We start from the raw sequence: 12,590 nt of genomic DNA, 5'->3' as shown, positions 1-12,590 counted from the left end.
CTGTCAGATCTTGAAATGTTCCAGCACGGCACCAGCGTAGGAGCCCGCGTTGTCGTTCGCCTTCACCAGTACGTACTTGAGCTTTCCATCCTCCAGTGCATCGAAGAGGTCGTCCGCGATCTTGATGTCCTCGGGGCCGCGCTTCCACATCTCCGCCAGGATGGTGTGGATGTACAGCTTGGTACCCTGTTTGACCCTCATGCCCTGGGCAGTGTCGCCGACGCCCTGACGCCAGTCGAGCTCCCCGGAAGGGGCCTTTGCCTCGACGATGAGGTAGTCACCGTCATCGCTGAGCTTGTACACCTGGTCGAACATGTTGGCGCCATTGGGCGTCTTCGGGAGGTCGACCACCTGGGCTGTCGGGAACTCCTTGGGCACGACGTGCAACGCGGCGGCGTCCTCACCGAGCCGCTCGCCCAGCTTGCTGTTGTTGGGAATGTCACCGAGTTGGTCGCGGTAGGCGTCCTGCGCGGCTTCGAGCGCGTGTTTCGTCGTGTCGGACGGGGCGTTGTCGAATGCCTTTTGCGCGTCGTTGAGCTCCATGCCCAGATGACGGTTCTTCGCCGCGTTGTCGAGGTCCCCGAGATGTACGGGATCGGCGGAGTTCCGCCCGAGCGGCGTCCGGTCGACCTTGACCTCGGACGGTCCGTGCGGCATGTCGTACTTGGATATCCAGTTACCGTTGCTGTCCTTGGCCAGGATGGGCAGCTCGACGCCGCTCTCCTTCGCGGACTTGTCCAATCGATGGCCCCGACTGTCGTAGTACTTCTCGAACCACGTCCTGTCGGGGTCGTTGGCCTTCCGGATGTGCTCGTCCTGGATCTGCTTCCGCTCGGCGGGGGTCAGCTCCCGCTCCCCGTTGTGGCCGCCGTTTCCGGTGCCCTCGTCCGCGTGGTTCGCCGGCGTGGCCCCGTCGTCGGCGACGTGCCCTGCGTCGTCCACGCCATGGCTCGCGTCGTCCGCGGTGTGTCCGAGGTCGTCCAGGCGGCCGGGGCCGATCGGGCCGTGGTCGCCGGTGTGGGGGAGCCCGTTGTCCGCGTTTGAGCCGCCGGGTACGTCGTGGCCGACGGCGGGACCCGTGCCCGGCGTCTCGGTGCGGGGCCCCGGCACGTGGTCACCGACGTGACTGCCGGGTGCGGCGTTGTCCAGGTTGTTGCTGGGCATGTTGTCGCCGGCGTGGCCGGTGGGCATGTGGTCGCCGACTCCGCCGCCGGGCAGGTGGTTGCCCGCGTTGCCGCCGGGGAGGTTGTCGCCGATGTTGCCACCCGGGAGGTTGTCGCCGGTGCGGCCGATGTCGCCGAGGTTGTTGTCGAGGCTGTCGCCGATGCGGATGATGTGGTCGCCTGCGTTGGCGCCGACGTGGGCTGTGGTTTCGGCGGTGTGGGCGCCCGCGCCTACCAGCGCCGGTTCGCGGACCGGTGAGGGGGTTTCGGTGTGCGGGGTGTTGGTGTCGGCGCCGGTGTCGGGGTTGATGTCGGGGGAGCCTTCGACGCGGGCGTCGTCGACCTTCTGGAGAACGTTGCCGTTCTCGTCGAGGAGGTTGTACTCGTTGTCGAAGTAGCGGGCGGGTGCGCCGGGTGCCGTGGGCAGCTTGGTGGCGCCCTCGGGCAGGACCGGGACGTCGTCGGGGAGCTTGAAGTTGCCGTCGGGGAGTTTGACCGCCCCGTCCGGGATGACTGCTCCCTCGGGGAGGTGTATGGCCCCGTCGGGCAGCTTGAGCGCACCCTCGGGCAGCACGATCGCATCATCGGGCAGCTTCGGGATCTCGATGTTGCCGATGCCCTTGAGGCCTTTGGTGATGTCGCCGATTTTGGAGAGGCCGGCGCCTGCGCCTTTGGCGATGTAGGTCATGGGGTCGATGACCTTGCCGGCTTTGCCTGCGACGGAGAGGACCTTGGCGACGGCGCCGGCTTTGCCGGCGCCGGAGACTCCGGCGCCTGCTCCGCCGGTGAAGACGGTGGTCAGGACGTTGAAGGTGACGGCTCCGGCGGCGCGTCCGGGGTTCTTGCCCCATTCGTCCCAGGCGACGAGTGCTTTGCCGGTTTCTTTCATCGCGGTGCGTGAGTCACGTAGCCAGGAGGGGAGTTTGTCGTCGGGGAGGGTCCAGAACAGGGCGCCTGCGCCGGGGATCGCGGTGATGGCGAGGCCGGTGGCGAGTTGGGCGAGGCCTTTCCATGCCTGGCCCATGGCGTCCCAGCCGCCGAATCCGACGAGGGTGCCCAGGCCCTTGATGGTGCCCCAGATCCCGTCGACGATCAGTCCGTCCCAGACGAACGATTTGACCCAGTGGCCGACTTCCCAGACGTGGTGCTTTTCCTCGACCGGGTCGCCCCAGGGGAGTTTCGCGTTTTTCAGGTCGTCGGCGTTGAATCCGTATTGGTCTTTGCGGTCGGATCCGTCGCCGGCGACCATCTGGGTTCCGCCGAACAGGGCGGTGATCTTGTTGTGGCAGGTGCGTTCGGCTGCCCAGAACGCGGCGACGGTCGCGGTGACGTCGTCGCGGAGCTGGTTGTGCTCGTCGACCTTGTCCTCGTCGTACTCCCACTCGTCGTCGTCCTTGTTCGCGTTGACGAACTTCGTCGCGTCCGTTTTCAGCTGCTCGAGCTTCGCGGCCAGCGGACGGACTTCGGTGGCGTAGTCGGACAGGGCGGTGGAGACTTTTTCCAGGTCGTCGGCGAAGGTGTCGGCCCGGTCCTGGACCGGTTTCGTCGACGCGAAGAGTTTCTCCGCCTCGGGTGCCTGGTAGTAGGCGGACAGGCCCTGGAACTGGGTGTGGACGTCGGACCCGGTGCTGCGGATGTGCCCGGCATCGGTTTTGAGGCCGCCGTAGTCCTTCTCCAGCTGGCCGAGGTTGCCGGTGAACTGCGGTATCGCTTCCGGCTTGATCACTTGGTCTGCACCCCGGGTTTCGTCAGGTCCAGATCCGGGATGCCCAACGCCTTGCGCTGCGACTCGGCGGCCATTTCCAGGTCACCGTTGAGGTAGGCGGTCGTCGCGTCCACCGCACCGGTCAGGGATTTTCCGGCCCGGGCGGCGATGAACTTCAGGTCCGTCGTGGCGTGTTCGGCGTACTGCGACAGGGCGAGAGCGACCAGGCCGCCACCGGCCTTCTCCCCGCCCTCACCACCGTCCTCCGCGGTGATCGTGCCCGCACTCGTCGCCGCCGACGTCAGATGCTTGCCGTACGACTTCGCGTACGACTCGATCTTCCCCGCCGTCTCACCCGTCGTCTTCAGCACACCCTGAATACCCTGCGGCTTCAGATCCCACCCGGTCACCAGCACACCCCCGTGCCCCAACTAGCCCGCCACGAACAGTCGAACAAAACGTTTCCGCGCGCACCACGGTCCCGGGGCCGGCACCCCCGGATATCCGGTGCGGTGGAGTCTCAGCCGATGTTGTCGACGGCTGCCTTCGCGCGCGTGATCGTGTGCTGCGCGGTCCCGTCGTTCTTCTCCAGCGTCGTCTTCAGCAGCTGGATGATGCTCTTGACCTCCTGCGAGGCCCGGTTCCACCGCATTTCCTTGCCGTGGTACTCATCCGCCACACCGTCCGCGGTGAAGTCCGCCATCGCAGCCTTCACCTGGCCGTCACGCGCCGCGATGACTTCCTCCAGACGCGCGATCACGACCTGGAGGTTGCCCTGCGCATCCGCCGACGCACCCGTGTCATACGCACGACGATCACTGCCACCAGCCATCAACAAACACTCCCCGTGAAATCCGTGAAATCTGTGGAACCCAAGAAACCGAGAGGCGGTCAGCGTCCGCCGAAGCGGGCCGCGTCGAAGTTCGCGGCGCCCATCTGCTGACGCGCGTTGTCACCCTGCTCCTGGTCACCCGAGCCGAACGCCTGCTCCATGCCCGACTGACCACCCAGCAGCGCCGACAACGAACCGTTCAACGCCGCCGTGATCTCGTCCGACCGGTTCTTGAACGAATCGAACGCCACCCGCCCCGCACCGTTGAACTTCCCCTCCAACGGCGCCGCCGCCTGCACCAGTTGACGGATCAACGTGCCCAAGTCATCACTCGAACCACGCGACTTCGACGTCAGATTCGACAGAACCTGCGCCCCCATGTCGAACTTCATTCGCTTCCCCCTGCCAAGCCGAGTGATCTTTTACGACGCCCATCCTGACGAACGAGCCGCCCCGGTTCAACCCGAGACGGCCCGTTGTGACCAACGCATGACAGAGCCGACTGTGACCAGTCACGCCGTGTCCGGCTTCCCGGCCAACTCTTTGAGAGCGGCAAGAGTAGGCGCCTCGGCCTGCGAACCAGCGACTACATGACTCGATTCGATGTCGCTCGAATCCATGATCATCTCGGCGAGGGCGACCGTAGGAGCTGTACCGCGCGCCTTGAACTCGCGCAGTTTCATCTCCCACAGAAAGCCACCGTTGAATGCGCGGGGGCCGGCAGACGACCGTGGCTCCCAGGCTGCCGCGTCATCCTCGTCGTTACCCCACACATAGCCCAGTACCGTGCCGGTTTCGTCCGCCACGGCAAAATGACGGACGGGACCATCCGTCCTGTAGCCATAGTCCGGGGGCCCGTCGCTGCGCTCGAAGTGCAGGTCCTCATCGAAGCGCGGATTGGGTGGGTTTTCGCTGGTCATCCTCACTCCGGGTTGGCCAGTCTCCTGACCACGTCGGCGTTCGGCGCCTCGGTCAAGGACCCGGGTACGACGTGGCTGCTGTTCGTGGGGTCCGACTCCTGAATCATCTCCGCCAGGGCGGCGGTAGGCGCAATGCCCCGCGCCTTCGCATCGTGGAGTTTCCTGGCCCATCTGGCGCCCTTGTTGAATGCCTCGTCGCCGCCCGCCTTGCGGACCACCCACCCGGCGGCGTCGTCCTCGTCGTTCGCCCAGACATAGCCGATCACGTCACCGTCTCTGTCCGCGACGGTGAGGTACTGAACGGGCGTCTGGGACAGATGGCTGTAGCGCGGTGGTCCACCGGGCGCTGCGTTGAACAGCAGATCCTCGTTCAAGCGCGGGTTGGATCGCTGTACCTCGGTCATTCGGTCGTGCTCCGTCACTTCTCGATGGGGGGTCAGCCCTTGTTCGCCTGTTCCTTGAGTTCGTCGAGAGTCGTGGATTCGGCCAGCGAGCCGGGCACGACGCGGCTTCCCTGGATGTCGCTCGTGTCCTGGATCAGCTCGGTGAGCAGGGCGGTGGGGGCGATCTCGCGTGCCTTCGCGTCACGCAGCTTCCGAAGCCATGCGGCGCCGGCATTGATCTCGGCGGCGCCCAGCCCCGGCGGCGCCACCCAGCCGGCTGCTTCGCCCTCGTCGTTGGCCCAGACATATCCGATCACCACGCCGTTGTCGGCGGCCACCCGCACGTACTGCACAGGCCCCTGTGCGACACGGTTGTAGCGGGGCGGCCCGGCGATGCGCTTGAACTGCATGTCTTCTTCGAAGCGCGGATTGGGTCGGTTTTCGCTGGTCATGAACTCTTCCTCTGTCACTTCGGCAGGATTTCGCCGTAGACCTGGGCTTTACCGGCCTCGTCCACGAAGACTCGGGTCACCCGGTACTCCGAGCCGCGCCCGAGCAGGATCTCACGCTCCTCCACGCCGTACTTGCTGACCTTCTCCAGCCAGAGCGCGGGCGTGCCCTTCGGTACGCGGAGGTGGAGGATCGCGTCCTTGCCCGCGAAGCTGGGTACCGGGTGGTTTCCGAGCGACGTGGAGAGGTAGCCCTCATCGCCGTACGTGCCGCCCATCATTTCCAGCGGCGAGTCGAGGTCGAGGTGCCCGATGCCCGTGCCGCGCACGACCATGACGTCTTCCGGGACAGGCCGAGTCGACATGACCCGGTCCATCTCGCTGATGTCGTGCAGGACCTCGGGTCGGGGGCCGTAGTAGGGGTCCCCCCGCAGGTAGCCGTTCATGTCCTTGTACGAGGGGAACGTGTCCCCCGTGTAGTCCCGGAGCGCCTGCTTCGCGGACGGGTCCAGGTCGTGCACGTAGTCGTTCCAGTAGTCCCGGCCGTAGTCGATCGCTGCCCAGTCGTCGGCGAACGGGACTGTTCCGTCTGCCAGTTCGGCGGCGGCGACCTGGTGCTTCTCGGCCGTGGTGAGATTGTCGAAGTCGGCTTCCGACATGTGCGGGGTGTACTTGAAGTCGTCCGCCGCGCCGGCGACATCCGTCCCGTCCACACCGTGGTGGCCGGCCGTCACCGCGTCGTCGGCGCCGTGCAGTGCGTCTCCGACAGCGCCGTGCGGGTCGACATGTCCGCCGGCGTCACCGGCGTGCGCCGCGTCGTCGGCGTGTGCGGCCACGTCGTCGGCGTGCCCGCCGTGGTGCGGGGCGTCGTGCCCGTGCGTACCCGGTGCGTCGTGCCCCGGGCCGTGCGGGCCCGTGGTCGGTACGTCGTGCCCCGCAGCCGTCGGGAAGTGCTCCCCGGGAACGTGCGCTGCCGGTCCGCCGGGTACGTGGCTTGCGGGACCGCCGGGTACGTGGCCTGCGGGGTCGAACGCCGCGGGGGCGGGGCCGAACGAGCCGCTCGGGACGTGGCCTGCCGGTGTGCCCGGTATGTGACCCGCAGGACCGGCCGGTACGTGGCCCGCCGGGTCGAAGGCCGCCGGGGCGGGGCCGAACGATCCGTTCGGTACGTGCGACGCCGGGCTCCCCGGTACGTGGCCCGCCGGGTCGAAGGCTGTCGGGGCGGGCCCGAAGGAACCGTTCGGTACGTGGGATGCCGGAGCGCCGGGCACATGGCTGCTCCCGCCGGCCGGCACGTTGTCGAAGCCGCCACCCGTGTGCGGCACATCGGGGATGCCGCTTCCGGCATGGACTCCGGGCACCGACGTGGGCTGGATCTGCCAGGAGGTGGGCAGCGACGTCCCGGGGACCGTGGCGTGCGGGATCGAGGGCGTGTCGAGCGCGCCGGTCGGGGGGATGAGGTTGCCGTTGGGGTCCAGCACGTGTCCGTCGGGCAACTGGAACGAGCCGTCGGGCAGCTTCGGGATCTCGATGTTGCCGATGCCCTTGAGGCCTTTGGTGATGTCGCCGATTTTGGAGAGGCCGGCGCCTGCGCCTTTGGCGATGTAGGTCATGGGGTCGATGACCTTGCCGGCTTTGCCTGCGACGGAGAGGACCTTGGCGACGGCGCCGGCTTTGCCGGCGCCGGAGACTCCGGCGCCTGCTCCGCCGGTGAAGACGGTGGTCAGGACGTTGAAGGTGACGGCTCCGGCGGCGCGTCCGGGGTTCTTGCCCCATTCGTCCCAGGCGACGAGTGCTTTGCCGGTTTCTTTCATCGCGGTGCGTGAGTCACGTAGCCAGGAGGGGAGTTTGTCGTCGGGGAGGGTCCAGAACAGGGCGCCTGCGCCGGGGATCGCGGTGATGGCGAGGCCGGTGGCGAGTTGGGCGAGGCCTTTCCATGCCTGGCCCATGGCGTCCCAGCCGCCGAATCCGACGAGGGTGCCCAGGCCCTTGATGGTGCCCCAGATCCCGTCGACGATCAGTCCGTCCCAGACGAACGATTTGACCCAGTGGCCGACTTCCCAGACGTGGTGCTTTTCCTCGACCGGGTCGCCCCAGGGGAGTTTCGCGTTTTTCAGGTCGTCGGCGTTGAATCCGTATTGGTCTTTGCGGTCGGATCCGTCGCCGGCGACCATCTGGGTTCCGCCGAACAGGGCGGTGATCTTGTTGTGGCAGGTGCGTTCGGCTGCCCAGAACGCGGCGACGGTCGCGGTGACGTCGTCGCGGAGCTGGTTGTGCTCGTCGACCTTGTCCTCGTCGTACTCCCACTCGTCGTCGTCCTTGTTCGCGTTGACGAACTTCGTCGCGTCCGTTTTCAGCTGCTCGAGCTTCGCGGCCAGCGGACGGACTTCGGTGGCGTAGTCGGAGAGGGCGGTGGAGACTTTTTCCAGGTCGTCGGCGAAGGTGTCGGCCCGGTCCTGGACCGGTTTCGTCGACGCGAAGAGTTTCTCCGCCTCGGGTGCCTGGTAGTAGGCGGACAGGCCCTGGAACTGGGTGTGGACGTCGGACCCGGTGCTGCGGATGTGCCCGGCATCGGTTTTGAGGCCGCCGTAGTCCTTCTCCAGCTGGCCGAGGTTGCCGGTGAACTGCGGTATCGCTTCCGGCTTGATCACTTGGTCTGCACCCCGGGCTTCGTCAGGTCCAGATCCGGGATGCCCAAAGCCTTGCGCTGCGATTCGGCGGCCATTTCCAGGTCACCGTTGAGGTAGGCGGTCGTCGCGTCCACCGCACCGGTCAGGGATTTTCCGGCCCGGGCGGCGATGAACTTCAGGTCCGTCGTGGCGTGTTCGGCGTACTGCGACAGGGCGAGAGCGACCAGGCCGCCACCGGCCTTCTCCCCGCCCTCACCACCGTCCTCCGCGGTGATCGTGCCCGCACTCGTCGCCGCCGACGTCAGATGCTTGCCGTACGACTTCGCGTACGACTCGATCTTCCCCGCCGTCTCACCCGTCGTCTTCAGCACACCCTGAATACCCTGCGGCTTCAGATCCCACCCGGTCATGCCCTACCCCATGCTCCCCGTCACCGACCGGCGCCCAACCGCACCCAGGTCGGCCGATGTTGTCCACCGCGGCTTCCGTCCGCGTATCAGCCGATGTTGTCGACGGCTGCCTTCGCGCGCGTGATCGTGTGCTGCGCGGTCCCGTCGTTCTTCTCCAGCGTCGTCTTCAGCAGCTGGATGATGCTCTTGACCTCCTGCGAGGCCCGGTTCCACCGCATTTCCTTGCCGTGGTACTCATCCGCCACACCGTCCGCGGTGAAGTCCGCCATCGCAGCCTTCACCTGGCCGTCACGCGCCGCGATGACTTCCTCCAGACGCGCGATCACGACCTGGAGGTTGCCCTGCGCATCCGCCGACGCACCCGTGTCATACGCACGACGATCACTGCCACCAGCCATCAGAAACCCCAACCCCTACTGCTCAGCGTCCGCCGAAGCGGGCCGCGTCGAAGTTCGCGGCGCCCATCTGCTGACGCGCGTTGTCACCCTGCTCCTGGTCACCCGAGCCGAACGCCTGCTCCATGCCCGACTGACCACCCAGCAGCGCCGACAACGAACCGTTCAACGCCGCCGTGATCTCGTCCGACCGGTTCTTGAACGAATCGAACGCCACCCGCCCCGCACCGTTGAACTTCCCCTCCAACGGCGCCGCCGCCTGCACCAGTTGACGGATCAACGTGCCCAAGTCATCACTCGAACCAAGCGACTTCGACGTCAGATTCGACAGAACCTGCGCCCCCATGTCGAACTTCATTCGCTTCCCCCTGCCAGGCCGAGTGATCGCACAGGAGACCATCCTCGCGAACGCGGCGCGCCCGTTCAACCGGCGATCCCGGCCCTGGCCGCCGCATGGCACGGCCGCGCGTGATCAAAGGCGTGCGAAGGGGATATTCGGGTCATCGTGAGTTCGCGGGTTCGCGGGATCTCCAGAAGGTCTTCGCGGGATCTCCGTCGGTCAGTGACGCCCCGCCAGCCGGTCCGCCGCCTTGGCGATGGGGTCGGTTCCCGGGCGGGGGGAGGTGAGTTCGCGGCGGTCCGCGGTGCGGTAGGCCGCGTACATGCCGTGGACGCCGATCCAGCGGAAGGGTTCCGGTTCCCAGCGGCGGACCTTGTGGTTGACCCAGGGGAGGGTCGTCAGGTCGGTGGGGCCCGACTGGCCGGAGTCCTGCTGGATCAGGTCGCGCAGGGTGCGGGCGGCGAGGTTGGTGGTGGCGACGCCGGAGCCGACGTAACCGCCGGCCCAGCCCAGGCCGGTGGAGCGGTCGAGAGTGACGGTGGCGCACCAGTCGCGGGGGACGCCGAGGACCCCGGACCAGGCGTGGTCGATGCGGACGCCCGCCGTGGTGGGGAAGAAGCGGACCAGGATGTCGCGGAGCGCCTCGATGGTGGCGGGCTGGGTGCGGCCGTCGTTGTCGGTGGCGGAGCCGTAGCGGTAGGGGACGCCCCGGCCGCCGAGTGCGATGCGGTCATCGGCGGTGCGCTGGGCGTACATGTAGGCGTGGGCCATGTCGCCGAGGGTCTCGCGGCCGTCCCAGCCGATGGTGTCCCAGATCTCCTTGGGGAGCGGCTCGGTGGCGATCATCGAGGAGTTCATCGGGAGCCAGGTGCGACGCTGGCCCTTGAGTCCCGAGGTGAAGCCTTCGGTGCAGCGCAGGATGTACGGGGCGCGGACGGTGCCGTACGGGGTGTGGGCGTGCTTGGGCTTGATCTCGGTGACGGGGGTCGATTCGTGGATGGTGACGCCGAGCGCTTCGACGGCGTCGGCGAGGCCCTTGACGAGTTTGACCGGGTGCAGGCGGGCGCCGTGCGGGGTCCAGGTGGAGCCGACGGCTCCGGTGACACGGATGCGTTCGGCGGTCTCGCGGGCGCCGCGCAGGACGCGGTCGGTCTCGCCGAAGGCGATCTCCACGGAGTGGAAGTCCTTGAGGCGGGCCAGCTGGGCGGGGGTGTACGCGACTTCGAGGACGCCGCCCCGGTGGATGTCGGCGTCGATGTTCTCCTCGGCGGCGACGCGTACGACTTCGTCGACGGTTTCGTTCATCGCCTTCTGGAGGCGGACCGCGGCGTCGTGGCCGTGGAGTTTCGCGTAGCGGTCGCGGCCCGCGATGCCGTTGTAGAGCCAGCCGCCGTTGCGTCCGGAGGCGCCGTAGCCGCAGAACTTGGCTTCCAGGACGGTGATGTTGAGGAAGGGGACGGCCTTCTTGAGGTAGTAGGCGGTCCACAGGCCGGTGTATCCGCCGCCGACGATGCAGACGTCGGCCGTGGTGTCGCCGGGCAGGGGTTCGCGGGCTGTGGGGGTGCCCTGATCCGCGTACCAGAACGATATTCCGCCGTTGACCGTGCTGACGGTGCTCATGTTGCCCCTGCTTGTCCGGTGTGAAGCCGAGTCTGTGTGAAGCCCGGGGCTGTGTGAAGCCCGAGTTCCTGTGTGGCGGGACGTTACTGCGCGAGGGGTGGTTTCGTCGTCCCCCGGGTGAGCGGGTAGCAGGCGAGACCGATGAGTGCGGCGGTGAAGTGGCCGAGGTCGGTGAAGGTGCGGCCGGTGATCAGGGGGACGCCGTAGACGACGAGGACGGCGAAGAGGTACACCGGCCGCCAGGGGCGGGGGACGTGGTACGTGAGGACGGCGACCACACCCGCGAGTGCGTAACTGACCCCGACGTCCAGGGTGTTGACGGCGGACACGGGCGCCTGCCCGTGGCGGACGGCCCAGGCGAGGACGCCCTCGCTGACGAGCGTGGCCAGGACGTGCGCGAGCGCGGCGACCGCGAACCACCGCAGCGTGCCGAGCCAGCGCTCGGCGGGGGCGTGGAAGACCGTGAAGAGGAAGGCGTACGTGAGCCAGTGGCCGCCCTCGATCCAGAAGGCGCTGGAGATGAGGACGCGTACCGGGTCGCGGAGGAGCTCGTGGATGTTGGTCGAGCGCTGGCGCAGGAAGTCCTCTTCGAAGTCGGGTGACATCTGGTGCACGACGAACGTCGTGGCGAAGAGGATCGTCAGCCAGATGTAGGTGCCCGGGGCGCTGCGGATCCAGCAGCCGATGGCGCGGATGGCTCGCGCGGGGGCCGGGTGTGCGGGTGGAGAGGGGCTGCTCGGGGCCATAGTCGATTGATGCACGGTCCTACGATCGGGTGCGTGATTGACATTCCGGACGCGCTGATCGCCACCCGGTCCAAGTACAACGGGGAGGCCGGGCGGGCGTTCGTGGCCGCGCTGCCCGGGCTCGCGGACCGCTTCCTGAGGGAGTGGGGGCTGCGGCGGGACGGGGCCGCGATGTACGGGGTGTGTGCGCTGGTGCTGCCGGTGGTGCGCACGTCGGACGGCCGGCCGGCGGCGCTGAAGCTTCAGGCGCAGGACGAGGAGACGGCGGGGGAGCCGGTCGCGCTGCGGGTCTGGGGCGATGCCGGTGCGGGAGCTGTGGGGCTGCTCGACCACGACCCCGGGACCGGCACGATGCTGCTGGAACGGCTGGACGAGCGGCGGCCGCTGTCGGGGGTGGCCGATGAGCGGGCGGCGGTCGAGGTGCTCGCCGGGCTCCTGGTCCGGCTGACGTCCGTGCCTGCGCCGGACGGACTGCGCCGGCTCGGGGATGCCGCGGAGCGGATGCTGGACGGAGTGGCGCGGGCGGTGGCCGGGCTGGCGGACGCGGACGAACGGCGGCTGCTGAGGGACTGCGCGGCGGCGGTACGGGAGGTGGCGGGCGAACCGGGGGACCGGCTGCTCCACTGGGACCTGCACTACGACAACATCCTGGCCGGGCGGGCCGACGAGGGCCGGGGGCACGAGTGGATCGCACTGGACCCGAAGCCGCTGGCCGGGGACCCCGGTTTCGATCTGATGCCCGCCCTGGCCAACCGGTTCGACGCGTCGGCGGTGCGGTGGCGGTTCGATCTGATGACGGAGGCGCTGGGGCTGGACCGGGAGCGGGCGCGGGCCTGGACACTGGGGCGGGTGCTGCAGAACGGCCTCTGGGGTGTGACGGAGGGCGGACACCGGCTGCCACCGGATCAGGTGGAGATCGCCCGGCAGCTGCTGGGGCGGGGGGAGTGAGGCAGGGGCAGGGGCGAGCGGCGGCACAGGACGGACGCGTGTTTACGCT

General features: G+C 68.0%; 14 protein-coding genes. 1 reads left to right on the top strand and 13 read right to left on the bottom strand.

Annotated elements, in window-relative coordinates; translation table 11 throughout:
* Positions 1-3: 3 nt before the first annotated feature.
* From OHA88_RS22495 to OHA88_RS22435, 13 genes are all read right to left on the bottom strand, one after another.
* A complete protein-coding gene (locus OHA88_RS22495; RefSeq protein ID WP_328626828.1) occupies positions 4-2,889 on the bottom strand; it encodes a hypothetical protein in 2,886 nt (961 codons plus the stop codon).
* Positions 2,886-3,278, bottom strand: a complete 393-nt coding sequence (locus tag OHA88_RS22490; protein ID WP_326605050.1) for a DUF6507 family protein — start codon at positions 3,276-3,278, stop codon at positions 2,886-2,888. Before OHA88_RS22490 ends, OHA88_RS22495 begins: the two co-directional genes overlap by 4 nt.
* A gap of 110 nt (positions 3,279-3,388) precedes the next feature.
* Entirely contained in the window at positions 3,389-3,700 is a 312-nt protein-coding gene (locus OHA88_RS22485) for a pore-forming ESAT-6 family protein (RefSeq protein ID WP_328626823.1), read from the bottom strand.
* A gap of 59 nt (positions 3,701-3,759) precedes the next feature.
* Positions 3,760-4,092, bottom strand: coding sequence for a hypothetical protein (locus OHA88_RS22480; RefSeq protein WP_267003501.1), 333 nt, complete (start codon positions 4,090-4,092; stop codon positions 3,760-3,762).
* Positions 4,093-4,212: 120 nt separating this feature from the next.
* On the bottom strand, positions 4,213-4,620 hold the full coding sequence (locus tag OHA88_RS22475; RefSeq protein ID WP_328626827.1) for a hypothetical protein: 408 nt from the start codon (positions 4,618-4,620) through the stop codon (positions 4,213-4,215).
* Between the two features lie 2 nt (positions 4,621-4,622).
* Positions 4,623-5,024, bottom strand: coding sequence for a hypothetical protein (locus OHA88_RS22470; protein WP_328626826.1), 402 nt, complete (start codon positions 5,022-5,024; stop codon positions 4,623-4,625).
* A gap of 32 nt (positions 5,025-5,056) precedes the next feature.
* On the bottom strand, positions 5,057-5,473 hold the full coding sequence (locus OHA88_RS22465; protein ID WP_328626825.1) for a hypothetical protein: 417 nt from the start codon (positions 5,471-5,473) through the stop codon (positions 5,057-5,059).
* Entirely contained in the window at positions 5,470-8,103 is a 2,634-nt protein-coding gene (locus OHA88_RS22460; protein ID WP_328626824.1) for an ADP-ribosyltransferase, read from the bottom strand. The genes OHA88_RS22465 and OHA88_RS22460 overlap by 4 nt, the downstream gene beginning before the upstream one ends.
* Positions 8,100-8,492, bottom strand: a complete 393-nt coding sequence (locus tag OHA88_RS22455; RefSeq protein WP_326605050.1) for a DUF6507 family protein — start codon at positions 8,490-8,492, stop codon at positions 8,100-8,102. The genes OHA88_RS22460 and OHA88_RS22455 overlap by 4 nt, the downstream gene beginning before the upstream one ends.
* Before the next feature lie 86 nt (positions 8,493-8,578).
* The gene (locus OHA88_RS22450; RefSeq protein ID WP_328626823.1) at positions 8,579-8,890 is read right to left on the bottom strand and encodes a pore-forming ESAT-6 family protein; all 312 of its coding nucleotides are present in this window, start codon (positions 8,888-8,890) and stop codon (positions 8,579-8,581) included.
* Between the two features lie 22 nt (positions 8,891-8,912).
* The gene (locus OHA88_RS22445; RefSeq protein WP_328626822.1) at positions 8,913-9,245 is read right to left on the bottom strand and encodes a hypothetical protein; all 333 of its coding nucleotides are present in this window, start codon (positions 9,243-9,245) and stop codon (positions 8,913-8,915) included.
* 201 nt (positions 9,246-9,446) lie between these two features.
* Complete coding sequence (locus OHA88_RS22440) at positions 9,447-10,847, bottom strand: NAD(P)/FAD-dependent oxidoreductase (protein ID WP_267003498.1); 1,401 nt, start codon at positions 10,845-10,847, stop codon at positions 9,447-9,449.
* An 83-nt stretch (positions 10,848-10,930) separates the two neighbouring features.
* The gene (locus OHA88_RS22435) at positions 10,931-11,593 is read right to left on the bottom strand and encodes a rhomboid-like protein (protein ID WP_326628437.1); all 663 of its coding nucleotides are present in this window, start codon (positions 11,591-11,593) and stop codon (positions 10,931-10,933) included.
* A 9-nt stretch (positions 11,594-11,602) separates the two neighbouring features.
* Between OHA88_RS22435 and OHA88_RS22430 the strand changes: the two genes are divergently transcribed.
* Positions 11,603-12,541 carry an aminoglycoside phosphotransferase family protein gene (locus tag OHA88_RS22430; protein ID WP_425897865.1) on the top strand — a complete coding sequence of 313 codons (939 nt, stop codon included), beginning with the start codon at positions 11,603-11,605 and terminating at the stop codon, positions 12,539-12,541.
* Positions 12,542-12,590 lie beyond the last annotated feature (49 nt).

It is taken from the genome of Streptomyces sp. NBC_00353, from assembly GCF_036108815.1.
Lineage (GTDB): Bacteria > Actinomycetota > Actinomycetes > Streptomycetales > Streptomycetaceae > Streptomyces.
This window is presented reverse-complemented; position numbering and strand designations above follow the sequence as displayed.

What these genes read in the sequence shown, in the direction of transcription:
- OHA88_RS22475 (WP_328626827.1), bottom strand. Translation starts at nt 4,620, where the DNA reads ATGACCAGCGAAAACCCACCCAATCCGCGCTTCGATGAGGACCTGCAC.
- OHA88_RS22440 (WP_267003498.1), bottom strand. Translation starts at nt 10,847, where the DNA reads ATGAGCACCGTCAGCACGGTCAACGGCGGAATATCGTTCTGGTACGCG.
- OHA88_RS22470 (WP_328626826.1), bottom strand. Translation starts at nt 5,024, where the DNA reads ATGACCGAGGTACAGCGATCCAACCCGCGCTTGAACGAGGATCTGCTG.
- OHA88_RS22455 (WP_326605050.1), bottom strand. Translation starts at nt 8,492, where the DNA reads ATGACCGGGTGGGATCTGAAGCCGCAGGGTATTCAGGGTGTGCTGAAG.
- OHA88_RS22445 (WP_328626822.1), bottom strand. Translation starts at nt 9,245, where the DNA reads ATGAAGTTCGACATGGGGGCGCAGGTTCTGTCGAATCTGACGTCGAAG.
- OHA88_RS22435 (WP_326628437.1), bottom strand. Translation starts at nt 11,593, where the DNA reads ATGGCCCCGAGCAGCCCCTCTCCACCCGCACACCCGGCCCCCGCGCGA.
- OHA88_RS22430 (WP_425897865.1), top strand. Translation starts at nt 11,603, where the DNA reads ATGCACGGTCCTACGATCGGGTGCGTGATTGACATTCCGGACGCGCTG.
- OHA88_RS22480 (WP_267003501.1), bottom strand. Translation starts at nt 4,092, where the DNA reads ATGAAGTTCGACATGGGGGCGCAGGTTCTGTCGAATCTGACGTCGAAG.
- OHA88_RS22485 (WP_328626823.1), bottom strand. Translation starts at nt 3,700, where the DNA reads ATGGCTGGTGGCAGTGATCGTCGTGCGTATGACACGGGTGCGTCGGCG.
- OHA88_RS22450 (WP_328626823.1), bottom strand. Translation starts at nt 8,890, where the DNA reads ATGGCTGGTGGCAGTGATCGTCGTGCGTATGACACGGGTGCGTCGGCG.